The organism is Chitinophaga sp. YR573 (assembly GCF_900110995.1).
GTDB lineage: Bacteria > Bacteroidota > Bacteroidia > Chitinophagales > Chitinophagaceae > Chitinophaga.
Window position 1 is genome coordinate 226,050 of sequence record NZ_FOJF01000003.1, and the last position, 25,930, is coordinate 251,979.

General features: G+C 43.2%; 15 protein-coding genes. 7 read left to right on the plus strand and 8 right to left on the minus strand.

Translation table 11 applies throughout. The features are described 5' to 3' along the window. Window positions 1–8 precede the first annotated feature (8 nt). On the plus strand, window positions 9–2,345 hold the full coding sequence (locus BMW86_RS27355) for a glycoside hydrolase family 3 C-terminal domain-containing protein (protein WP_218149241.1): 2,337 nt from the start codon (window positions 9–11) through the stop codon (window positions 2,343–2,345). 279 nt (window positions 2,346–2,624) lie between these two features. On the opposite strand, the gene BMW86_RS27360 is transcribed toward BMW86_RS27355, so the two are convergent. From BMW86_RS27360 to BMW86_RS27390, 7 genes are all read right to left on the minus strand, one after another. After that, window positions 2,625–3,587: a DUF1735 domain-containing protein gene (locus BMW86_RS27360; protein ID WP_177189417.1), complete on the minus strand. Its 963-nt coding sequence runs from the start codon at window positions 3,585–3,587 to the stop codon at window positions 2,625–2,627. A gap of 19 nt (window positions 3,588–3,606) precedes the next feature. After that, window positions 3,607–5,202 (minus strand): SusD/RagB family nutrient-binding outer membrane lipoprotein, encoded by a 1,596-nt coding sequence (locus BMW86_RS27365; protein WP_089786206.1) that lies wholly within the window; start codon window positions 5,200–5,202, stop codon window positions 3,607–3,609. An 11-nt stretch (window positions 5,203–5,213) separates the two neighbouring features. After that, complete coding sequence (locus BMW86_RS27370; RefSeq protein ID WP_177189418.1) at window positions 5,214–8,627, minus strand: SusC/RagA family TonB-linked outer membrane protein; 3,414 nt, start codon at window positions 8,625–8,627, stop codon at window positions 5,214–5,216. A gap of 172 nt (window positions 8,628–8,799) precedes the next feature. Next, entirely contained in the window at window positions 8,800–9,954 is a 1,155-nt protein-coding gene (locus BMW86_RS27375) for a FecR family protein (RefSeq protein ID WP_089786209.1), read from the minus strand. 123 nt (window positions 9,955–10,077) lie between these two features. Continuing rightward, a complete protein-coding gene (locus BMW86_RS27380; protein ID WP_089786211.1) occupies window positions 10,078–10,689 on the minus strand; it encodes an RNA polymerase sigma factor in 612 nt (203 codons plus the stop codon). A 270-nt stretch (window positions 10,690–10,959) separates the two neighbouring features. Then, window positions 10,960–11,784, minus strand: a complete 825-nt coding sequence (locus BMW86_RS27385) for a hypothetical protein (protein WP_143056712.1) — start codon at window positions 11,782–11,784, stop codon at window positions 10,960–10,962. 47 nt (window positions 11,785–11,831) lie between these two features. Beyond that, window positions 11,832–17,534, minus strand: a complete 5,703-nt coding sequence (locus tag BMW86_RS27390) for an alpha-2-macroglobulin family protein (RefSeq protein WP_089786216.1) — start codon at window positions 17,532–17,534, stop codon at window positions 11,832–11,834. An 85-nt stretch (window positions 17,535–17,619) separates the two neighbouring features. Here BMW86_RS27390 and BMW86_RS27395 point away from each other — a divergent pair, with 85 nt between their 5' ends. From BMW86_RS27395 to BMW86_RS27415, 5 genes are all read left to right on the plus strand, one after another. Continuing rightward, entirely contained in the window at window positions 17,620–18,183 is a 564-nt protein-coding gene (locus tag BMW86_RS27395) for a helix-turn-helix domain-containing protein (RefSeq protein ID WP_089786217.1), read from the plus strand. A 69-nt stretch (window positions 18,184–18,252) separates the two neighbouring features. Continuing rightward, window positions 18,253–20,454, plus strand: a complete 2,202-nt coding sequence (locus BMW86_RS27400) for a heavy metal translocating P-type ATPase (RefSeq protein ID WP_089786220.1) — start codon at window positions 18,253–18,255, stop codon at window positions 20,452–20,454. A gap of 13 nt (window positions 20,455–20,467) precedes the next feature. Continuing rightward, the gene (locus BMW86_RS27405; RefSeq protein ID WP_089786223.1) at window positions 20,468–20,683 is read left to right on the plus strand and encodes a heavy-metal-associated domain-containing protein; all 216 of its coding nucleotides are present in this window, start codon (window positions 20,468–20,470) and stop codon (window positions 20,681–20,683) included. 135 nt (window positions 20,684–20,818) lie between these two features. Further along, window positions 20,819–21,154: a hypothetical protein gene (locus tag BMW86_RS27410; RefSeq protein WP_089786226.1), complete on the plus strand. Its 336-nt coding sequence runs from the start codon at window positions 20,819–20,821 to the stop codon at window positions 21,152–21,154. 61 nt (window positions 21,155–21,215) lie between these two features. After that, a complete protein-coding gene (locus BMW86_RS27415; RefSeq protein ID WP_255373025.1) occupies window positions 21,216–21,752 on the plus strand; it encodes a hypothetical protein in 537 nt (178 codons plus the stop codon). 98 nt (window positions 21,753–21,850) lie between these two features. Here the strand turns inward: BMW86_RS27415 and BMW86_RS27420 are convergent, their stop codons facing one another. Next, window positions 21,851–22,369, minus strand: a complete 519-nt coding sequence (locus BMW86_RS27420) for a hypothetical protein (RefSeq protein WP_089786228.1) — start codon at window positions 22,367–22,369, stop codon at window positions 21,851–21,853. Between the two features lie 465 nt (window positions 22,370–22,834). Between BMW86_RS27420 and BMW86_RS27425 the strand changes: the two genes are divergently transcribed. Then, window positions 22,835–25,918 carry a SusC/RagA family TonB-linked outer membrane protein gene (locus BMW86_RS27425; protein WP_089786231.1) on the plus strand — a complete coding sequence of 1,028 codons (3,084 nt, stop codon included), beginning with the start codon at window positions 22,835–22,837 and terminating at the stop codon, window positions 25,916–25,918. Window positions 25,919–25,930: the final 12 nt, after the last annotated feature.

Here is a 25,930-nt window from a genome sequence, read left to right on the forward strand (position 1 = left end):
CATTAAAGATGAAAACACAAGGTCTGATAATTATCATGATCACGTTGGCCCAAGCAGCTTTCAGTCAAACCGGTTATGAGACGAAAGCAAAAGAGCTGGTCGCAAAAATGACACTGGAAGAAAAAGCATCCTTATGCTCCGGCAGGGATTTCTGGAGTACCAAGCCAATAGAACGGCTGGAGATCCCTTCCGTTTTTATGACAGACGGGCCGCATGGCCTGCGTAAAGCAGTAGGCACGGATTTTACGAACAGCGTTCCCGCTACCTGTTTTCCTACAGCGGCCGGACTTGCTTCTTCCTGGAACCCGGCACTGCTGAATGAAATGGGCATCGCCCTGGGAGAAGAGTGCCAGGCGAATAATGTACAATTCCTGTTAGGACCGGGTGTTAATATGAAACGTTCTCCGCTGGGGGGCAGGAACTTTGAATATTTCTCCGAAGATCCTATACTGGCAGGCAAGATGGCAGCAGCGCTGATCAATGGCGTGCAAAGCCAGGGCGTGGGTGCTTCTTTGAAACATTTCGCCGCCAACAACCAGGAGTTTGAACGCCTGAGTAACAACTCTGTCCTGGACGAAAGAACATTACATGAGATCTATCTGCCGGCGTTTGAAATAGCAGTGAAAGAAGCACAACCCTGGACAGTGATGTGTTCCTACAATAAGTTAAACGGGACCTATGCTTCTGAAAACAGCCTGCTGCTGGATAGTATCCTGAGGAAACAATGGGGTTTCAAGGGATTTGTGGTGAGCGACTGGGGGGCAGTAAGTAACCGCGTAGCGGGTATTAATGCAGGACTGGATCTGGAAATGCCAGGTAACGGCGGACTGAATGACAAAAAGATCGTAGAGGCAGTGAACAATGGACAGATAAGCAAAGAAAGACTGGATGAAGTAGTAACACAGATAGTAACAGAATTACTGAAAACACATGACCTGCATAAAGAAGGAGCTACTTATGATAAAGACAAACATCATGAACTGGCCAGGAAAGTAAGCAGCGAATGTGCAGTACTACTCAAAAACAACAGCAGTATCCTGCCACTGGATAAATCAAAAAAGATAGCATTGATAGGAAACTTTGCCAAAACACCCCGTTATCAGGGAGCAGGTAGCTCACAGGTAAACCCTACACGCATTGCGAATGTTTATGACGCATTGAGTAAAACGGCTACGGTTAGTTTTGCGCCGGGATATACCGCTGATGCCACTACCGATGCCAAACTGATAGCAGAGGCGCAGGAACAGGCTAAAAACAGCCAAATAGCGGTAGTTGTGGTTGGGTTGCCTGATAGCTATGAAAGCGAAGGCTTCGATCGCAGTAATATGGATATGCCGGAAGCTTTTAATACACTCATTGAGGCCGTTGTTAAAGTGCAGCCAAATGTAGTAGTTGTGCTGATGAATGGATCAGCGGTAGCTATGCCATGGGCCAATAAAGTAAAGGGGATTATAGAATGCTGGCTGGGCGGACAGGCAGGTGGAGAGGCATTGGCAGATATCCTTACCGGAAAAGTAAATCCTTCCGGAAAATTATCAGAATCTTTTGCCGTGAAACTGGAAGACACACCTTCTTACCTGAACTTCCCCGGCAGAGATGGAACTACCATCTACGGAGAAGGGATCTTCATAGGCTATCGTTACTATGATAAAAAGAAAGTAGCGCCACTGTTTCCTTTTGGCTTTGGACTGAGTTACACCACTTTTGCCTATACAGGTATGGAGATCAGTAAAGGTGCAGCCAGTGATACAGATCATGTGAAAGTAAGTGTGAAGGTAAAAAACACTGGTAAGGTAGCAGGAAAGGAAGTAGTGCAACTGTATGTACAGGATGAGAATAAAACGATCATACGGCCGGAAAAAGAGCTGAAACATTTTGCCAAAGTATCACTGCAACCCGGAGAAGAAACGACTGTCACCTTTGAATTAAACTACCGTGATTTTGCGTATTACAGTGAAAAGGTACATAACTGGCAAACCAGCAATGGGAAATACAATATCCTGGCCGGTGGCTCTTCTGCTGATCTGCCGTTGCATCAGTCGCTGGATATCACCGCTACCAACATGCTGTATCCTCCTTTAACACGCAATTCCCTGCTGAAGGAATTTGCACAACATCCCAAAGGAAAAGCAGTATATGCTAAACTGATGGAAAGCATGGGCAGTATGTTCGGTGGTGGCAACAGTACAGAGAAACTGACACCTGCCCAGGAAGACGCAAAGAAGAAAATGCAGACAATGATGATGGCTATATTGAATGAGATGCCGGTAAGTAAACTGGTATCAATGGGAGGAGGAAAATTTACGGATCAGATGCTGGATGCTATGCTGTTGCAGGTACAATGATAATTAATTGATAATTAGTGCAGTTGGCGGTCGCATTTTATCTAGCTATAGCAACGGTTTTTTCATCTTCTGGAAATTCATACTTTTGGTTCGGGTGATTAATGAATATCAGAACACGATGATTTAGTATTACCCAAACGGCCGGAGATGCGACCAACATCGGCGGTCATTTTCCCATTCACCTGCTGGTGGATGGGAATTTTTTTGTGAGTATAAAAAAAAGTACAGCCCGCATTACGCGGGCCATACTTATTATTCAGAGGGGGAAGAAGTGGTTATTTATCTGGCTTTTTTGTAAGTAAACTTCTCATTAAAGTAGGTCCTTGGTGAACCATTCTGTGTCATGATATATTTTACCTCGAAATAAAGCATGTGTCCGTCTGTATCAAAAGTGGCCTTATTGATACCGGTAGGATCGAGTACTGCATTTCGTTTATTAGCACCGGCAAGATCTCCGTAGTAGTTGGTAACGGTTACATTTCCACTGGCATCAAATGCAAACACAGGACTGAATGCGCCATAATAGGAACCGCCCGTACCGCTGTGGATAGGATGTCCGTAGTTACTGGCAACATTTGGGTCCCATAAAGCAATTGAATTACCAGAGTAGGTGATCAGATTCATATCAAGCGGATAATATCCTGTAATAGTTGCATTAGCCTGATCTGTCATTGTGCCGCTCATTGTATAAACACCATCATACACATTACGCACTGCAAAGGAGTAAATAGCCGTACCATAATTTCCACTGATTTCACCAGTCGATACAGATGCTATCTTTATCGGTAATGCATAGTTGACGTTGAAGTCAAAGTCGCTGTTATTTATGATAGGTAACTTCACCTGAAATAACTGTGTACCTTTTTTAATGACAGCCGTAGAAGTGAAGTGATATACACTGGCCGGAGGCAGTACATATTCTGTTCCCTGATCTTCATTATAGGCATCCAGTGCAGCAGTATCTATCTGCAGTGTTACAGTAATATCAGATGGTGCCAAATTTGCACCTGAATAACTTAAGTTGACATTGAATGTGGCTGAATCTCCGCTTACAAGACTACCCAGGTCACTTGAAAACCTAGGGTACACAGCACCTGCGGGAGATACATTGTTACCTGTGTTGGCAAATTCTACCACATTGTTAGACTGTGCAGGGTCCATCGCAAGATGGTCTTTTAAACAGGAAGTAAACACTACCATTACAGCTAACAAGGGCAATGTGTTCTTTATTATATGTTTCATGATTTTCCCCATTTATTATTTATTGTAAAGCCCAGAAGATAAAGGATGAGAACGGATTGATACCTTTAGGCATGTTGGTGGTATTGTTAGATGATTCCGTCAGCGGATACAGTATCCTGGTAGGGAGCCTGTCCGCACGCGTACTGATGGATTGCGTAGATGCAAAGCTCAGATTAGCGTCGGTAGAACCATTTACAATAGCAGGGTAATGTGTTCTGCGGTATTCATTCCATGATTCAGCACCATTAATGAAATTCAGCGCGATATATTTCTGGGTGATGATGGCTTCAATCTGTTCTTCCTGAGAAGTAGCCAGATCAAAATGCACAAGGTAACTGGTAGGGTTATTTTCCAGGTAGCTGTCATAATCTAACTGAGGGTCCCAGTTACTGTTATAAGTACCATCCGGTTTCTTATACAGGTATTGGTAAGAAGCCAGTACGCCATTATCAAACAGGGATTTTGCATCACCTGTGATGGTTCCGCGGACTACACCTTCTGCCTGCAGTAAATAACTTTCTGCAGCCAGCATGATAGGTACTCCTGCATTTGGGCCTTTCAGGATACCTATGCTTTTACCGGCAGAAGTGCTGCCTCTGTCTGCTTCACCTGTATTGGCACCAGACAGCCATGCACTACCGGCAGGAGAGGCGGGTACACTGCTGCTTTCATAACCAAGCTGGTTTGAAGCAGTACTTGGAAAGTTATAATAGCTGGCATCGCCGCGGTAGTCAGTCAGTTTGTATCCGTTATAGAAATCCAGGATGAATTTGGCAGGTACCCATGATTTGAGACCAGCAGCACCTGTATAGGTGAATACCCAGGTGTTCCATGCAGGGTTCTGTTTTCCGTTATCCCTGGAATAACCCGGATTTACAACAGCATCTGTGGCAAGGAAACCTGCCGCATCAAAAGTAGTATTGGTAAATGCCACCTTGCTTCCTCCACGGATGATCAGGCGTAGTTTAATAGAATTGGCAAACTGGACCCATTTAGTCATATCACCACTGAACATAGGATCGGAAGTACTCAGCACTTTCACATTACTGGTGCTGTTGGTTTCTTCGTCATTCATCGTCCTGTTGATTTTAGCAATCGCAGAATCCAGTTGAACAGCCAGGTCCTTGTAGATATCTTCAGCCTTATCATAAGAAGGTGTCAGGTTAGCAACTCCTTTTAATGCTTGTGAGTAAGGAACATCGTTATAAGCATCTATCAGCATCTGGAAATTAAAAACTTTCATGATCCTGGCGCTGCCATTAAAGTAACCATAGTCCGGTAAGCTATCCGTTTGTGCGATTACGTATTGAAAGTCGTTCAACACATCGTATGAGCTGGTCCATAATCCGGAATTTGTAGCGTTACTGTAATCGTATGTAACAAAGGCACCAAATGCGCCATAACCACCTGCGTTGGCCATATAACCTACCAACTGGGAACCATAGGTATTGTAGCTGTTCATAGTTGCAGCAGTAGCCACTAATGCCTGTGGTAATACTGTTTCTGGTGTACCAGAGGTTGCAGTGTTAGGATTTTGGTTGATGTCGAGATATTTCTTACAGGAGCTGCCCAACACAATCAGTCCCGTAGCTATAATAAGTATTGATTTTTTCATTTGTCGAGTTTTTAAAATGTCAGTGACAGCGTAGCACCATAAAAGCGGGAAGGAGGTGTTTGTCCAAGGCCGGTAAGACCGATACCATTACTATCGTTACCTGCATCGCTATATTCAGGATCAGTATAATAGTTTGATTTGGCAAGCCATACAAACAGATTACGTCCCTGTACACTGATAGTGGCGTTTTTGATCACCCTTGTTTTGCTTAATATGGAAGAGGGGATATCGTAAGAAATAGAGATCTCTCTTAATTTCCAGAAATCGCCTGAAGTAACATAGTTAGATGCTACCGTCCTGTTTTCATCATTTGTCCAGAAGCCTGAGTTACCATTACCATCAGCTACTGTGATGTTCGTGTTTTTGATATAAGTGCCAGGCTTGGTAGGGTCTTCGTATACAGAGTTAGGGAATACAAAGCGGGTGCGGTTGAAAGCAGCAGTTCTGTATCCTGTACCTGACCAGTCCAGCTCAGGTCCCATGTTGTTATATACTTTGTAACCACCACGGTATTCAAATAATACAGCCAGGCGGAAACGCTTGTAGCGTGCGCCAAGGTCAAGGCTAAGACGGTCTGTAGCTACTGCATTACCCAGTACTTTGATGGTGTCGTCTACGAGGGGAGTACCTGTAGTGCGGTTTACGATCACGTGTCCGTCTTTATCGCGGGAGTAGTCTTTACCCATGATTACTGGGAAAGATTGTCCTGCTACTGCATAAGAACCTGTTCCTGATGCATAGGTAGCCAGTGACAGGCGTGGCAGATCAGCGCTGATATTATTTACTTTGTTGTTGAGATGTGTATAGTTACCACCTACTGTGATGTCCAGGTCATTGGTTTTAACCGGCGTAACATGCAGAGCTACTTCAAGGCCGCTGCTGCTTGTTTGTCCGGTGTTTACCCTATAAGATGAAAAGCCGGTAGCATTTGAAACGCTGGTGTTTACAGTCTGGTTAGTAGTTTTAGTACTGTACCAGGTTACTGTAGATACGATACGGTTATTGAACATATTCAGATCAAAACCTACTTCATATCCTTTGGTGATTTCAGGTTTCAGGTCGCTTGCCACCAGTGTATTGTTAACAGTATAACCTGCTACACCATTGAATGGATAACCATTTGCCTGGCTGAAGGTTTGTTGCAGGTAATAGGCACCAAAATCTGTGCTTGAACCAAGGTTCACCTGGCCTACTTTAGACCAGCCGCCTCTCAGTTTCAGATAAGTGATGGTACGGCTGTCTTTTAATGCTTCAAAAGCGTCGCTGGCCACAAAGGAGAGGTCAACGGACGGATAGAAGAAAGACCGGTTGTTGGCAGCAAGGATAGATACCCAGTCTTTACGGCCGGTACCATGCAGGAACAAAACGTTCTTGTAGCCGATACGTAAATCACCGTATACACCCATCTGGCGGGTCATATAGTTCGATTCAGAAGCGGATGGATTAGACGTACTGTTACCAACGTTATAGAGGTCTGGTATCGTTAAACCGCTGGCGCCAATGTCTATGAATTTAGACTGGTCCTGGCGCCATTGTCCGCCAACTATCAGGTTAAAGTTAAAGTCGCCGAATGATTTACGTGCCTGGGTAAACACATCAGTCAGTAACTCTGTGGTGAATCCGCTCTGGTCAGCAACGGAAGCAGAGATATCTGTTTTGGATGCACTTGTTACTTCTGCATAAGTGGTGTAGTTAAATGCGCCTACAGTGGTTTTGGAAGATAAATTCCTGGCAGAGATACCCTGACGGGCGGTGAAATCCAGCCATTCCAGTGGAGAGAATTTCACTTCTATGTTACCAACTAAATAATCGTTTCTCTGTTTAGAGCGATTATTGTCCAGTGTGAAATAAGGGTTCTGGTACCAGGGATTATAGAAACCATTCGGGTTAGCGAATTTATCTGTACGCCAGTTCTTATATTTTGTGATATCCACGTTCTGTGGCATGTTCAGCAGGTTGCTATAGATACTTGCCGTAACCGGAGTGATATCGTACCTGTTCTGCGTATAGGATATACTGAAAGTTGTGTTGATGTACTGGCCTGTTTTATGTGTTCCGTTGGCCCTTAGAACGGTACGGTTGTATTTATCTTTAGGTGTTGTACCTGTTACACCGGCATATTGACCGGAAAGGTAAAAAGTTGATTTATCGTCTCCTGTAGACACGGAAAAATCAGTCTGGTTAGTCACCCCTTTTTCCCAGAAGTTATTATGTGTATTGTTACCGATATAATAAGCAGAGTCCTGGCTGCCATCTTCCAATGGAACACCCACTGGTACTTTTTGGCCATTGAATACAGGACCATATGACTGGTTCTCCAGGTTAGAGAATAATGGCTGACCATTTACATCAAAGCCATAAGCACTACCACCTGCGCCGTAGTTATACTGGAGCTTAGGGAAGTATGCCACTGATTCAATAGTAGTAGTGTGAGATGCTTTTACCTGTGTAAGACCTCTTTTACCTTTTTTGGTCGTTACAATGATCGCACCGTTGGATGCCTGGGAGCCATACAGCGCAGCTGCACCAGAGCCATTCAGTACCACCAGTTCGTCCACATCTTCAGGGTTGAGGTTACCTAAAACGGCATTAGGCACTATCACGTTATCGAGAACGATCAATGCCTGGTTATTACCTGTTAAAGAGCGTTGGCCTCTTAATATTAATCTGTAGTTAGGGTTTACACCGCTGCTGGTAGCATTGATCTGTAAACCGGCTACTTTACCCTGTAATCCACCGGCAACATTGACAGCTTTACCGGCTATAAGGTTTTCTGCCTTAATCACAGTGTTGGAAGTACCTAACTCCCTGCGGTTTGATTTGATACCACCTGGTGTAACGATGACTTCTTCCAGCTGGGAAGTACTTATTTTCATTGTTACTTTGATTGGCGTTGTGGCGGATTCAATCTTGATATCCTGTGTTTCATATCCCACTATCCTTACTACCAGTGTTTTTCCAACGGTAGTACTCAGTTCAAAATGTCCGTAAGCATCAGTAACAGTACCTGTGTTAGTACCTTTAATCTGAATGTTAGCACCGGGAATGGGTGCGCCATCAGGCCCCACCACTGTACCTGAAATGCGGGGATCGGGAAACTTTCTTTTGATGATTACCACGTTATCAACAATGGTATAGGTAAAGGGCTGTTCTTCAAAGCAGATGTTCAATACAGCTTCTACGTTTACATTCCTGACTTCAAGATTTACGTTCCTGGTTTTTTCAATATCCTCCCTGGAATACAGGAAGGAATAACCTGTTTGCTTCTCTATTTCTTTAAATGTTTTTTGTAGCGAAGCATTTTTTAAAGAGAGCGTTACGGTTTGAAGTTTACCGGCACTTGCAGACAGGCTGAATGCAAGTGATAGGATCATTAAAGAGCATACAGTACCAAGCCTGTGTTGGCACCAGACAGTGAAAGGCATAGATTTTGGATTTGGTTGATTAAGGAATTTTCAGAACACGATGATTTAGATTACCTACAGAACCTGGGATGCGACCAACACCCTCATGTCCCCCATGCAGGATTAAGATTTGTTGTTGTTACATTAATTGATTTCGATTTAGGTGAACAATATGTTTATAGTTGTGCTTGTATTACTGGGTTACGATAATTTTTCTTCCATCAATTCTAAAATGCAGGCGTCCTGTTAGTTCGAGCATGGTTAATAACTTCGAAATTGGCACTGTCCTGGGTATACTACCCATAAAATGTTGAGAAACTTCACTCTGATATACTATTTCCGCATCATACCATCTGTTTACCTGCCTCATTACAGCAGGTATATCCGCATCATTAAAAGAGAACATGCCATTTTTCCAGGCAATTACTGATGCTGTATCTATATCATTTACGATTTCAATTTTTCCATTGGGTAATAGCTGTTCCTGTTGCCCGGGCATCAGGAGCTGGTCATTATTACCCCGACTTACTTTTACGGCTCCTTCCAGCAGGGTTGTGGTGATGGAAGGCTCATCCTTATAGGCATTTATGTTAAAGCGTGTACCTAACACCGTTATCTCTACGCCATTGACGGATACTTCAAAGGGCATATTCTCATTCTTTGCTATTTCCATATACACTTCTCCAGTGACAGTCACCTTGCGCCTGTTGCCGGTGAAGGCGGTAGGATAGGTGATAGAAGAAGCTGCGTTCAGCCATATGTCGCTCCCGTCTGGCAGGCGGAGTCTGTATTGTCCGCCCCGGGGGGTCGTTAACGTATTCAGGCCGGATACGGTTTCCTGTTCCTTCTGCTGGTACTGCAATTGCCCGCAATGCTCGTGTATAGCGGTATTACCCTGTTTTATGGCCCTGGAGCCGGTGCTGTCCAGTATAATGACAGATCCGTCTGTGAGGGTCAGCATCGCTTTATCACTACCGGGAAGGATCTCTCCGTTCGTTTTTTCTTTCTCAGAGATGAATGTATCGTTTGTTTTCCTGAATGTATAGACAGCTACAGATATAAGCAGGAGGATTGCAGCGGCGGCGGCTGTTATGTAACGTAGTCTCCGGCTGATGAATGGTTTACGATATACCTGCCCGGCTTCGGTAATTTTGTCAAACAATGCCTTTGCCCTGTCAGGATCTGCCAGACCGCTTATTTTTCCTTCGAGGAATCCGTTATCGATTATTTGTTCCAGTTCAGATTCGTAATCAGAAGATTGAAGCATCTCAAAAAGCATAGCTTTTTCAGACTCGCTGATTGAATCTGTCAGATATTTTTCAAGTAAGCTTCTAAACGTAAATTCCATATTATCGGATAAATTGAGCAGTGATCTGGCTGATAACCAATTCCCGGGCTATTTTACTACCTGCATATAACTAAAGACGCAAAAAATTGCCCCAGGTATTGGTCATGGGTTAAAAAAAAGTGATTATTTTTTTATAGCGATCAGGATAAGCCACCAGAGCAGGGTGGGTTTATTGGAATTGATGGATAACTGGGTCCTGATAGATTGCAGGGCTTTGGTCATATGACCTTTTATGGTTGATATAGAGATATCCAGTTCCCGGGATATTTGTTCCTGAGATAATCCTTCCAGCCTGCTCATCTTATAAACGCGCTGCTGCTGCACTGGTAATTTCTCTATTGCTTCATCTATTAATGTCTGGAACTCTTTCATATCGAGCTGCTGGTCGGGTGCCAGTACTTCTTCGGTCAGTTCATCGCTGAGATATTCATAAAAGGGAGCGTGTACGATCTTTTTCCTGAGGGTACTGATAATCTCATTGCGGGCGATGATAAAGAGGTAGGAGTCGAATTTGCGTACCGCTGTCAACTGCAGACGGCTATTCCACAACTTCACAAAAACCTCCTGTACGGCATCTTCTGCGTATAAGGGAGACTTCAGGTAAGTCAGGGCCATAGAGTATATCCTGTCCCAGTAATGGTCAAAAACTAACTTAAAGGCCACTCCGTCATTTTGCGCGATCTGGAGTAGTAGTTTATGCTCATTTTCAATATTATATACAGGAGGATTATTCACGGATACCAGTCAGTTCGTTATTTGTATAAATTTAACTAAAATCATCAAACCATCAACCTGTGATATATCATCTAAACAAGGCATAATATAGAATGCGGGTAACTTAAAAGAAACCCGCTTCATTTACGATAAAATCTAAATCGTAACTTATTAGTATCAAATCGCACAGAATCAGTGCAAAGAGTATAATGTTTAATGGTACATATATATAGACGCAGGAAATTTGCTAAAGTACTGGTCGGTGCAAAATTATTTTTATCATGTTGAGATTTAATCCACGGAATTGATGAAGTTATTGAACATTCTGATGTATTCCTGCTGCAGTTTACTATCAGTATCTGCAAAGAAATAACCATGAAAGCCTCTGTCCAGCTTATGTTCGGTTGTCCCCTGCAGCTTTGTATGCCGGGAGCCGGCAACGCCTATCAGTTTATTTTTATAGAATATCAGTACGGTGCGGTAAGCAGGGGAGGGATTATCTACGGTACTTTCGTAGTTGGCATATTCCAGGAAGGGTTCGTTGAAACCGGTGGCTTGTAACTGGAACTGTTTGATGAAGGACTGCATATCTGGCAGTGTTCTGCCGGGATGCTGCCGTAAGTATTCGCTGAGGGCTGTTTCTATGATGGAGCCGGCTTTGATTTTACCGGCGGGCATATATCCGTAAAAGAGACCTGTTCTGGCGCCTTCTTTATTCTGCCCGGTTAGTTCCAGCTGAATGTCTTCCAGTGTTTCCCCAACAGGTTTGCCTTTTATCAGTAGCTTTTGTCCTTTTTTCAGCATCAGGCTTTTATCCTGTACCGGGGTGATTTCTGTTTCGATGCCTACCATTACCCAGTTGCCTTTAGGTATACCGGCGTTCAGTAACACGTTATCATGAAGGGTGGCTATCCGCCGGCCATTGATGGTATCCAGTAAAGTAACGGTGCCGCTGAGCCTTTCAGCGATTACTTTTTCTGGTAAGGCCTTTTGCTTTGATGTTGTAACGTTCTTTGTGATAGCAACTGTGTCAGTATCATTATATATAGGTGCTTTGCTGTTTTCAACGCATCCTGCCAGGACAAGTGCCATTGAAAAATAGAATAGTTTGGGCATGACTGATAAAGTATGGTTGTAAATGTAAGAGGAAAAAGTGGATAGCCTTAACGGATATCCACCTTTTTTAGACCTTCTCTTCCCATAAACACAGGGAAATATTGTAATTCCACCTTAGCCGGGTTGAGATAATAACTACCTGTATACCTTGGCAGGAGTGAAACAGTAAAAGTATGTTTGCCTTTTGTGAGGCTGCTACAGAAAATGCTTACTTTATGTTTGAAGTATTCGCGATGTACTTCGTTGTTGTACCATGATTGTGGTTTGTCTTTGTAGGAGCAGCCCGCAGGGATCGGGATCTCTACCATTACATAATCTCCTGATTCATTTACATCCACATCTATGGTGAGTGTTACCGGCTCTCCTGCTTTGAGTTTTTGTTTATTGAAAGATGATGTTACGGTGAATGGTTTGGACAACTTTTCCGGTTGCCTGTTATGATATTGCTGGTAGGCAGTGAAATATACCGGCAACTTACCTTTCTTACTAACACTTACAGGCGCATTTAGTTCTGTTGCGTAGGGGAAGGTAGTAATTGTTTTGCCGTTGATGGTCAGTTCGGGGGCACCGGCCTGCTGTTCTGCCATTACATCGGGCAGGATGGTTTCCAGGATGAGACTCGACTCGTAGGTATTACGCCAGTAGCCATCTTTTCTTTGTTCCAGGAAGTAACCGCGGATCTTTTGTAAGAGATCTTCATAACCACCCTGTTTGCGAAGGATCTTATAGACCATCAGGGTATGTTGTATGCTGTTGTCTGATAAGCGATAGCTGTTTTCTCCCCAGTAAGGATTACCGAATAAGGTATGTTGCTGACCGGATAATACACTTTGTATGTTTACCGGTAATCCTGTTTTTTGCTGTAATAAGGCGATGCGCAGGTTCTCGTATGCACTTACTTTAGTGTGGGCTTTGAAACTATCTATATAACTCTTGTAATCAATTTTTGCATTGAGTTGAGATAAGAGCAGCATACAACCGATGCTATCTCTTTCTTTGCCACTGTTTAACTGGTATACCAGGTAATCTAAGGGGATTTGTTTGTTCATATTAGTGGTGTATCCCATTTCCTCTGCCATCAGCAGCGCTTCTATTACATGCCTGGATACCCATATGGAAACGGGGGTATTTTCCCACCAGCCCCAGAGTGCATCTTTCCTGCCTTTGTTCAGGCGGTTGATCAGTTCTTTGATATCCTTTTCGCCTTTTTCTCCTTTAAAGATTTTCTTTTCCAGCAGGAAGGCTTTTAGTTTAGATGCCAGTTGTTCATTACAGAGGTATTCATACCGCTGTACATGTTTTATTTCATCTTCTAATATGGGTAGTATTGCTGATGAAGCATATATTTTAACCGGTTCTGTATGTACCGGTGTGTAGGTAAACGAAGTGTCTTTATACAGGGCGGCAAAGAAGCCGGTAGTTTCTGTAGTACCCTGTTCTATTACAGGGATCTTCCTTTCTTCTCCATCGAAATAACCGTCTTTCAGGGTGGTGTATTTAAATGCTACACTATCGGCAGGGTGGATGTATACCGGCATGGTATCAATGCCTGCATTTTTAAAGCTCTTAGGCCCTGATTTATAGATGCTGTCGTTGACGGTGAAGGTTCTGGTTACCGTGATGCTATCGGGCATGTAATTCAGCATTTTGCCGATGATGTTTATAGTGTCTCCTTCTACTGCAAAGTTAGGCAGCCCCAGGTTGGCGCTGAGCGCTTTGAAGGAGCGGATCTTTGTTTCTGCGATGCCGCTTTGTTTGTGGGCGGTCATGGCGATGACGAAAGTGCGCCAGTTGGTGATATCATCAGGGAAGGTGACGTCGAAGGATGTTTTGCCGCTGGCATCTGTGCGAAGGCGTGGTTGCCAGAAAGCATCGTCATGGAAGTTTTTGCGCAGGGTGTTGCCGGGGGCGGGTTGGTCAGGAGTGGCTGCGTCTGTACTGGCAGCTGCGTTGCCGGTTGTGACAATGATCACACCTGCTGCGCCCCTTGCTCCATAAATGGCAGTAGCATCTGCGTCTTTTAGTACCTTCATGGATTTGATCATTTCTGGTTTTAGATCGTCCATTTTGCCACTGAAGGGCAGCCCGTCTATTATAATCAGCGGTTGTTGATTTACGCCGAGAGAGTTCGTACCTCTTATCTGGACGCCTGCTACTCTTCCTGCCAGATCGTTCGTAGATATGGTAGAGACGCTATAGGATAGTGAGCGTTTCTGCGTTGTGCCATAGCCAATAACAACTACCTCCTCTAGTGCTGAAACAGATTCCATCAGTGTAATCTTATAACTATCAGCGTCGGTAATTTTTATTTCCTTTTTCAAATATCCGATAAACGCCACATACAGTATTCCTTTCGGTGTTACATTCAGACTAAATGCACCGTTTTTATCGGTAATAGTGCCAAACGATGTTCCCTTTAATCTTACAGGAACGCCGGGGAGTGGATCACCTTTGTTATCCTGTACAATTCCGCTTATACCACGTGTAAGGCTGGCGGCACTCATCTGTGTCTGGTTAAACGTCTCTGCAATTCTTTCTACGGGCTGATTACTCCATCTGCTGATATATGTAGCCGTTTTGAGGACTTCCTTCAGATCTGTTATCATTTTGCCGTTCTGTTGAAGAGGGAAAGAGGATATATTATAATAGTTAATTCCATTCTCCTTTACATGGATACTGTCTGTTATAAAATACCGGTTATTGGTAAGCAGCACGAGTAATTTATAACTGCCTGATTCCAGTTTCCCAAAACTGGTAGCATTACCTGCCAGCGCTCTTATATATTGCGGATCATCGTATCTGAATAAAAAGAATTGTAAAACATCTTTTCTCCAGGATAATGTATCGTTTTGTAAATGGATATTTAAACGTCCTTCATACTGGCTTCCATTGCTAATGTATCCAGATAGATTATTCGTTCTTAAAGTTGATTGTTGTTTTTCTGTCAGGATGCTGTCAATGGCGCCTTCTGTAATTGGCTCTCCGCTCAAATTTTCTACTGCCTCGCCAAACGGAAGTACATTTGAGAAAAGGTTGGTGGGGTAGGACTGTTTTTGTTTTATCAGTCCCTTCCGTATGTTGAATGTATATCCAGATTCAGGAACAAAAAGCTGATCAAAGTTATCTTTTACAATAAGTGTTGCATCCGCTCCGGTTAATGGTCCGGTTAAAAAGCTGTTATTCCGATAATTATAACGATTTGTTGATTCCGCATTCATCCAGTAATAGCGATTGTTTTGTCTGATATATGCGGGATAATCATAGATATTCTCCACCCTGATCATATAATTTCCCAGATTCATCACTTCATGATCTGTTAGTATAAATGGTCTGCGAGTGATGCTTACATTTTCAGCAGTTCCCGATGTATCGAAACTAAGGAAGTTTTTTACCCCTTCTCTTATCAGTACACTGTCGAAAGTGATCTGTTGGTAAGGTGTGCGCAGCGCTATTTTATTCCAGCCCGGGTGGATGGCAAAACTATATGGCTGTAGCTGATCGGCCTGACTGAAATACACCGGTAGCTCATTGATATAAATAACATGTACAGGGATGAAGTTTCCTTTTCCCATTACAAAAGGGGCCACCTGAGTTACACTATCCCCGGCAGATTCATAATAGCGGAAGATTGGATCGGGATGACGAAACTGGAAATAACGGATACTATCGAGTCCCATTTCCCTGCGCCACTTTTCCCAGTTGAGTTGTGTATACAGGTCAGCAATATTTGATTGCTTCTGTGAATATTCATAAATACCTTTTCTTCCGGGATAATATCTACCCAGGTAAGGAATCTGTGGTGTATTTGGATTATCAAACTTAGACGTAAATGCATATGCTGTTATATCTGCATCTGCCACGGGGTCATTATTGGCATCTGTTACCGCTATTCCTATATGTGCATGTTGACCTGGATAAACGTTAGCCGGAGCAATAATGTCTATGGCCAGATTTTTTTCCATATAAGGAATAGTGGAGTTTTCTTTATACACTTTATCTGCCCATATGTACTGGATGGCAAGGAAGTAATGTTTATCTGTGATAGTTGCTGCGTTCCATTGCAGTGAATTTCCGTAACCACGTTGTAGCACTTTTTTACCGGCAAAAATGGTATACCAGAAATATAAATTGCGGGGATTACTGATTTGTATGTGAATGGAGTCGCGGGTGCGGGTGCTTATATTTTGTATGCCGGAAATTTCATCTTTCAGTTCATAGGTTTCATACAATGTGTCATTGTTCAGTTCATATTCGGTAGCAAATGGATTTACTTTGATAGTAGCAGGAAGTAGCAGTTTTGTAGCCTGTAGGGTATCTTCCTTACTATTGAGTGCGTACAGCCAGGCTGATTGTTGTACGGGATTACCTGCATTGCTGAAAGTCAGATGCAGGCTGTCATTTATGAGCTTAAACTTAAAGCCTTTTGTATCATATTTATACTCCTGTCTTATTGTGCTACTCCTTGATTCGTTATTGCTGTTGAGAAATTCGCATTCAATATTATAACTGAGTGAAGCCGGTGGAAATATACTATCTGGTATCAGGATCTTCGTTTCACCCAGCGCATCCATTGGTTGTGAATATTGCCATAATGTATCAGGAATGAAAAGTTTAGGAGCATAATAGTTACTGATAGTTCCGGTTTTAATGACTATTGATATCTTTCCATCCATTACCGGCAGATCATTTTCATCTGTAGCTTTTACATACAGCGCTACGGGTTCATGACGGGTATGTTCTTTTTTATCTGTTCTGGCTGAGAAGGTAATGGAATGCAGTTCATATTCCTCATAGGTAAATTTCCCTTCCATCAGTATATGTCTGTCTTCTAATTCTTTTCCTTTGTTATCAGTGGTTTCCAGGGAAATGATGTAATCATCATCCAGATCAATGTCAAGGCTGTCTGTTAATACAAACTTGTATTCATAAGCGCCGGGCCTGTATGGAGAGATAGTAGTAAGGATGGTGTCTATATCAGGGTCATTACCGCTCACTCTTAATCTTAAAAGTAATTTACTATTAATAGGAGAACCTTTTTTATCTACTATAAATCCTTTTACTTTTATTGTATCTAAAGGCTTGTAGATTGGTTTGCTGAATGCAATGAAACCTCTGTTAGTTGCGCGATTTGTATAGTAGTAATTATTATTTCTCCTGTAATTTTTCCTGTGCCATAGGCGGGCAATTCTTTTTATTTTATACCAGCTCTTTTTCCAGAAGTTTGGGAGTGGCTGATGCTCCATGGCCACGCAGGTTAATAATCCCTTATAATGAATCTGTAAGAACCCTTTTTTATCATAGTTATTCAGTCGCCAGGATTGTGTTGCCTCATCATAAGTTAAAGGATGTTTGCCTGTTTGTACGCTTGCATCTTTTATCAGTTCACCTTGCCGCGTATGTAATACAACGACCAGGTCTTTATTGTTATTGACCAGTTTGCAGATGAGATTTGATATGATTAAAGGCTCCATCTGCAGGGTATTTTCCTTTACATATACTTTAAGATAGTTCCCCGGGGTAATGCTTGCCGGAATTTCTCCGCCGGTAGGGAAGGAGTCTATGAGTGTATGCAACAGCTTTTCATCTGCATGATCAAATCCTTTGTTATATAACTGTATTGTTTCTTTATCATTCAGTGCATAGACATATGTATAAGGACTGGTATGACGGCTCTGGGATAAACGTTGTTGCGCATAAATAACTGTACAGTTAAAGAATGCGAGCAGTAACAGGGATAATTTTGGATGCATATAAGTATTAAGAATAACAATGATACTGTTAATATATTCAATATATCTGTATTATCCGCTAACTTTGTGCATTCAATCGATAGCAATGGAGTTATTCATAAAAAATATGGTTTGCAACCGTTGTATCCTGGTGGTACAGCAGGAACTGGAGAAGCTGGACATGGGTTTTACGCATATGGACCTGGGAGAAGTGAGCCTTACTTCAACACCTTCGCCTGAAAAGCTGAAGGTACTGGGTGAACGCCTTCATGGGCTTGGGTTTGAGTTGCTGGATGATAAAAAAACAGCGCTGATAGAGAAGCTGAAAACCACTATTATACGCCTGATCCATGGTAAAGATAATGCCGCTCTCAATACTAAATTATCTGTAGTATTACAGGAAGCGCTGGACACTGATTATCATTATTTGTCTACTGTTTTTTCCAGTATGGAAGGACTGACCATTGAGAAATATGTGATCCTGCAACGCATTGAAAGAGTGAAGGAATTGCTGCAATATGATGAAATGAACCTCAGTGAAATAGCTGATAGTCTGGGTTATAGCAGTGTACAGCATCTGTCACAACAGTTTAAGAAAATTACGGGTTTAACACCTAGTGGTTACCGTCAGTTAAAGGGGAATGACCGCAAGCCTCTGGATATGGTATAGTCATAATTATATACATATTATTCCTCATCGTATAACAACCCTTCTTCGCAGCCATCCTAACTTTGTAGTATGGCTGCAAATACAAAACATATTATAAAGGAAACGTTCCCTGTACTGGAAATGAGCTGTGCCGCCTGTGCAGTGAGTGTAGAGTCTATGCTTTCTTCTGTGCCGGGAGTAGAAGGGGCTGCCGTTAATTTTGCTAATCAGTCTGCCCTTGTTACCTATGATGATCATGCGGTGACCCGGGAAGTGCTGAGGACGAGTGTAAGAAGTGTGGGGTATGACCTGGTAATTGATACGGAGAACAGGGAAGAAGTGCAGGAAGCTGCACAGCGGAATCAGTATAATGCATTGAAGAAAAGAACGATTGCGTCTTTGATATTGTCTGTGCCAGTGGTGGTGATAGGGATGTTTTTTATGGATATTCCTTATGCCAACTGGATCATGTTTTTGTTATCTACACCGATGGTATTTTATGTAGGTCGTGGGTTCTTTATCAATGCATTTAAACAGGCGCGTCATGGCAAGGCTAATATGGATACACTGGTAGCGTTGAGTACCGGTGTGGCCTGGTTATTCAGCGTGTTTAATACATTGTACCCGGAATACTGGCATCAGCGCGGGTTACATGCACATGTATATTATGAGGCCGCGGCTGTGGTGATTGCGTTTATTTCTCTTGGTAAGATGCTGGAAGAAAAGGCGAAGTCGAACACTTCTTCTGCATTGAAGAAACTGATAGGCTTACAACCTAAAATGGTAACGGTAGAGTCTAAGGGAGAAGTGCCGCTTGGGCAGGTGATGGTGGGAGATATTATTCTGGTAAAACCAGGAGAGCGTATACCTGTTGATGGACAGTTAACAGGTGGCTCTTCTTATGTAGATGAAAGTATGATCAGCGGGGAGCCGGTGCCGGTACTGAAAGAAGCAGGAGCTGCTGTATTTGCCGGGACTATCAACCAGAAGGGGAGTTTCCGCTTTAAGGCAGAGAAAGTGGGTGGAGATACTGTGTTGGCGCAGATTATTAAGATGGTGCAGGAAGCACAGGGCAGTAAGGCGCCGGTGCAGCAGTTGGTAGATAAAATTGCCGGCATCTTTGTGCCGGTGGTGATAGGTATTGCGGTACTGACTTTTGCAGTATGGATGATAGTTGATCATTCATTTACGCATGGGTTGCTGGCGGCAGTGACGGTACTGGTGATTGCTTGTCCGTGTGCATTGGGTTTAGCTACGCCTACTGCTATTATGGTGGGTGTAGGGAAAGGAGCGGATAATAATATCCTGATAAGAGATGCGGAGAGTCTGGAGCTGGCGCATAAAGTGAATGCGCTGGTATTAGATAAAACAGGCACGATCACAGAAGGGAAACCTGCGGTGACAGATGTATACTTCTTACCTGAAGCAGATATGGGCGTGTTGATGGCGATGGAGGAGCAGTCGGAGCATCCGCTGGCGGGAGCGATAGTAAAACATTTAGCTTCATTGGATGTTATTGGTAAAGAACTGGACAAAATAGAGAGTGTTACCGGTAAAGGAATTAGTGCAACATATCATGGTGAAGCGTACCTGGCAGGTAATGCGGGGCTGCTGGAAGATCATCATATTTATCCTGAAGACGTGATGCTGGCAAAGATTTCAGCATGGCAGACGCAGGCTAAAACAGTGATCCTGTTTGCCGCCGGTAAAAAAGTAGCCGGTATCATTGCTATTGCAGATAAGATCAAAGAGACTTCTGCAAAGGCTGTTGCAGCGTTACAGGAACAGGGTATTACTGTGTATATGCTTACGGGTGATAATACGCAAACAGCAGCAACGGTAGCATCAGCAGTAGGGATCAAAGATTATAAGGCAGGGATGTTGCCCGGGGATAAGGCTGCATTTGTGAAAGAGTTGCAACAGCAGGGCAGGATAGTAGGGATGGTCGGAGATGGGATCAATGATAGCCAGGCGCTGGCACAAGCAGATGTAAGTATTGCGATGGGCAAAGGATCGGATATAGCGATGGATGTGGCAAAGATGACACTGATCACATCAGATCTGAACAGTATTCCCAAAGCATTGAACTTATCCCGTAAAACGGTGAGGACTATCAGGCAAAATCTCTTCTGGGCATTTATCTATAACCTGATAGGTATCCCGCTGGCAGCAGGTGTATTGTACCCGGTAAATGGTTTCCTGCTGGACCCTATGATTGCCGGCGCAGCGATGGCACTTAGTTCTGTATCTGTGGTCAGTAATAGTTTAAGATTAAAATTTTCCTCATTATAAAAATAACAGATCAATGGAAACATTACAGTTTAAAACGAATATCAAATGTGGTGGCTGTGTAGCCAAAGTAACTTCTGCACTGAATACAACGGCAGGTACAGATGGATGGAAAGTAGATACAGAGAATCCTGAGAAGATTTTAACAGTATCTTCTGATAAAGGACTTGTTGCAGAGGATGTGATCAAAGCTGTAGCAGAGGCTGGTTTTGTCGCAACAAAACTGGGTTGATTTTTGGGTGCAGGGCGAAGCCCTGCAAAACCCCTTCAATTTTTTTGTAATGGTACAAAGCGCCATCACAAAAAAATCACAATAAATAAAGATTAAAGTACGTTATTGATAATGGACAGTAAACCCCCAATAAACATGTTTAAATTACGACAACCTGCCTTCATGCTGCTACATACATGTATGATGGCAGGCGTTGTTGTATTAAGCAGCTGCGCATCCAATCATGGATATCAGAGTCCTCCTCCGCGTATGGGGGCAGAATATCGTTTTGAAGATGGATTGCGCAAAGAGAAACATCCTCAGTATCTCTTTGATGCTAAAACAAGAAAAGAGATGGCAAAGATGGGATTACCTGCGGGTAGCTCCAATGAAGCCACTTCTGCCGCTGTTCCGTCTTCCTCTTTTTCCAAAACTCCCCCTGTTACAGACAGTATTCACAGAGACACTACTTTTAAGGTACTTCCCCAGTAATTCTCATTTGTTCATTTAGGTATGAATTACTTACATTTGTAAGAATTTTAAAATATCCTGTATGATCAAGACCATTTACATCACCTGTCTGCTGCTTGCAGTACTCTTAGGAGCCAGCAGTAATTCACAGGCACAATTGAAAAGGTTCAGCATTGGCCCTTATGTAGAAGCCGGATTCCCTGTTGGAGATCTGGGCGACACACATAATACCGGTATCGGTGCAGGCTTAAATGCAGATATTAAACTGATCGCTGGTTTCGGCGTTACCGGTTCCGTTGGTTACATGCGTTTCCCTGGTAAAAAGGGTGTTACCATGAGCGACGGTGAAGGTGGTACCATCAGCACCGACTACACCGCCCTGCAGGCTATCCCTGTAAGAGTAGGTGTGAAGTACAAATTCCCTTTCCCCCTGCTGTATCTGAAGGTGGAAGGCGGCCTTGCCAACAGAGTAGGTAAAGACAATGATGGTGCACCGGTTATTTTTGCACCAGGTATCGGTATCCGTTTCTTAGGACTGGATGTTGAAGCCAAGTACGAAGCCTGGATCAAGGATGGTACTGCTGGTTTCTTCGGTCTGAAGGCTGGTTACAATTTCTAAACTACACATTGTCACATTGTTTATACAAATGAAAAGTCCCGGACAATTGTCCGGGACTTTTTACTGTCCACATGATTTCCGTTCATGATTTTTGTTCCTTAGTCCTTAGCCTTCAGCGCGTGAGCTTTAGGGGCCTTAGACGTATCAGTAGGTTGCGGAGTTGTAGTATCCTTACTGAAAGAAACGATATTTTTTCCTAAAACTTTTGCTGTATCCTGTTTAAAGGAAGCAGTGTCTTTGATAGCTTTCATGGCAGCAGTATCTCCCATAGCTGCATTCAGATGGGCAGCGAAACTGGCAGTATCTGCTTTGAAGGCAGCTGTGTCTGATTTAAACGCTGTAGCTGTATCGGCAACTTTGAAAGTAGCTGTATCCGCCTTAAAGACGAAGGTTGCAGTGTCTTTCAGTAATGCAGTGTCACGCACAAAACTTGCTGTGTCGCGTACAAAGCTGGCAGTGTCATTTTTCATACTTACAGTGTCTCTGTAAAAGCTGGCGGTGTCCGTCTGGTTGGCTGTGAGTGTGTCTGTTGCCTTAATGTTGTTTGCAAAACTCGTTGACAGTACGAATGCTCCCATGCCGGCCATCAGGCCAAACGTTAATAATTGCTTCTTCATGGTTTTTCAATTTTAACTGGTTAAATAAAAAATCAATAAATTATGGTACAGACTATCTTACTAAAACCTTGCTTGAATACTCTAAAGAAATGTTAAAAGGATTGTTATGATAATTAAGTCATTGATTTTAAGAGATTTGGATAATTATCTTTTTTGAGTAAATTTGAACATAATTTGCACTTCTACTTGAAGGAGTAGGTAAGAAAGTCTAACAGTATGTAGAACAGGGGGCACATAACCGGGTATCAGCTACCCGAATCAACCAAAAAACTCTTAACGAAATGTTAAAGCATTATGTAGCATAGGTAAAATAGTATCAACTTATCTTTAATTGTTCGCTTACTTTTAGCTCGTTGTCATTTGCATAAACAGAACAGAACAGTGAATGTATTGTAGAAGCTGATAGCTCGGACACTTGTATTATAGTCGTATTCCTAACACGTTTGATCATTTATTTTTTCCTTTATGAGCCACACATCATTTTTTAGAAAGCAAAGCTTTCTGGTTATCCTTTTATGCCTGTTCGCAGGGGTAGCGCTTGCGCAGCGAACTGTTACCGGTAAGGTTGCAGATGCCGCAGATGGCAGTGGTCTGCCGGGCGTGAATGTTACTGTGCCAGGCACCAGCGTTGGTGCAACTACAGATGGTAGCGGGCATTTTAAGCTCACCGTGCCAGATGCAGGTAAAACGCTTTCCTTCTCTTTCCTGGGTTACCAGGCACAGACAGTTACTATTGGTGAGCAGACAGTGATCAATGTATCCCTGCAGGCTACTTCCAAAGGACTGGGAGAGGTAGTGGTAGTAGGTTATGGTGTACAGAACCGCCGGGACGTTACCGGTACCATCTCCACTATTAAAGGATCAGATATCAAAAACCTGCCCGTGAGCGATGCCGCTCAGGCGATACAGGGTAAAGTGAGTGGCGTGGATATCGTTCGTTCAGACGGATCTCCCGGAACTGAACCTGCTATCCGTATCCGCGGTACAGGTACTATCAACAATGCAGATCCGCTGGTAATCATCGACGGGGTACCTGCAACAGGATTAAGTGATGTGAGTCCTAATGACATCGCCTCCATGGAAATCCTGAAAGATGCATCTTCTTCTGCGATCTATGGTACACGTGCTGCGAATGGTGTGATCATCATTACTACTAAAAGAGGCGGGTATGGCGAAAAACTGAAAACATCTTTTAATATATATAAAGGCGTGTCCAATGTACGCCGCTATATTCCTTTACTGACTGCTCCTGAACTGGTGCAGCTGAAGCAGGAACGTTATACAAACGACGGTGTTCCTATTAATACTTTCTGGCAGGACCCTTACTATGCGGTACAGCGTACCGACTGGCAAAAGGCGCTGCTGCGTTCCGGTCAGACTACCAACGCTGATGTGAGCTTACGTGGTGGTAATGCTACTTCCAATTATCTTTTCAGTGGTGGTTATTACGATGAAAAAGGGTTGATCGAGAATACCTATTTCAAACGTTACAGCGTGCGTATCAACTCCGAACATAAGATCGGTAAACGCGTGAAAGTAGGAGAGAACCTGCAGCTGACCTACAGACAGTCAGAAGGACAGGCAGATGGTTTTGATACTTATTCTACTCAAACAGGACTCATCTTCAGTGCCCTGCGTTTCAACCCGGCTATCCCTGTAAGAAATGCAGATGGCAGCTATGGTACCGGTAAGGCAAACAGTGAACTGGGGGATATTAATAACCCTGTTTTTACAGCAGAAACTACAGACGGAACTTCCCAAAATTACCGGATGCTGGCTAGTATATATGGAGAGGTACAGATCCTGGACGGTCTTACCTTACGCGCCAACTATGCATATGATGGTACGATCTTCAATCAGTCTAAGTTTACTCCTAAAGTACTGGACCAAACCCGTACAACTGACCATGCTGCTCTTATTAAACGTTCAGAAACAGATGGTTCAGAGCTGGCGGAAATATTTCTGACCTGGAATAAAATATTTGCCAAGAATCACCATGTAACCCTTACCGGTGGTTATTCACAACAAACAACACAGGGTAGCTATTTCAGGGCAGAACGCTGGGGTTATAACGATGAAACTACTCCACAACGTGTGCTGGATAATGGTACCGATATTCATGATGCTTCTGGTAACTATGTTGCGGAGACTGGTATTGCTTCTGGTTTTATGCGTGCTTTTTATGGCTTTAAAGACAAATATCTGTTCACAGCTACCTTTAGGGCTGATGGTTCTTCCAAGTTCCCTAAAGATAACCGCTGGGGTTATTTCCCTGCGTTCTCTGCCGGTTGGAGGATCTCTGATGAAACCTTCTTTAAGGACAATGTTTCTTTCGTGAGCAATCTGAAAGTGACCGGTGGCTGGGGTGCATTGGGTAATCAGCGTGTAGCAGATTTCCAATACCTGGCACTGATCAAAAAAGACCGGAAATATGCTTTCGGAGATAATACTGCTACCGGTATCTGGAACTCAGCACTGGCTAATCCTGATATCACCTGGGAAAAGGCAGAAATGACCAATATCAGTCTGGAAGCAGGTTTCTTCCAGAACAAACTGAATACTACCATCACCTATTTTAACAAAAACACCAAGGATATGCTGGTGCCTGCTCCTTTAATGGATGAGCATGGAACTTCTACTATTCCTGATCGGAATATTGGTGCGCTGAATAACAAGGGTTGGGAAATAGAAGTAAGTTACCTGGGTGGTAAAGGTGAATTCCGTTATAATGTAGCCGCGAATGCTTCCTTTATAAAGAATAAGATTACACAGCTCTATGAAGCGGGGACTTTCATCAGCTCTACTACGTATGGCAGGCAGAATCAGGAGATCTCCCGCACTTATGTAGGTCAGTCTATTGCTTCCTTCTATGGCTGGAAAACGAATGGTATTTACCAGAATCAGTCTGCTATTGACAATGATGCCAATATCGCAAATGATCCTAACAAGGCGAATATCAAGCCAGGAGATGTACGTTTCTTAGACGTTAATGGCGATGGTATTGTAAATGATCAGGACCGTACCTACCTGGGTAATCCTAATCCTAAGGTGACATTTGGTGTACAGGCTGGAGCTTCTTATAAAGGATTTGATCTGAATCTTTCTTTTGCAGGTGTATTAGGCGTAAAACTGTATAATGCCGACAGGATGCAGGGTCTTGATCCTACCTATCCATATAATATGTATGCAGAAGCGATGCAGCGCTGGCATGGCGAAGGTACCAGCAACAGTATGCCACGTATGACCCTGACAAGTGACAATCAGAATTATCGTACTTCCGATCGTTTTATAGAAAGTGGTAATTACCTGTCGCTCCGTAATGCTACACTGGGATACACTATTCCTTCTAATGTGTGGGGACATTCCGGCGTATCAGATGTTCGGATATATGCAACTGGTCAGAATATATTTGTTATTACTAAATACAAAGGTCTGAACCCTGAACTGGGTTATCCTAATTCTACCGATGGCAACAGACAGCGTGGTGTAGATGTGGCTACCTATCCACAGGCAAGGAGTTTTGTTTTCGGTGCAACACTTAATTTTTAACCTGCTTAATGA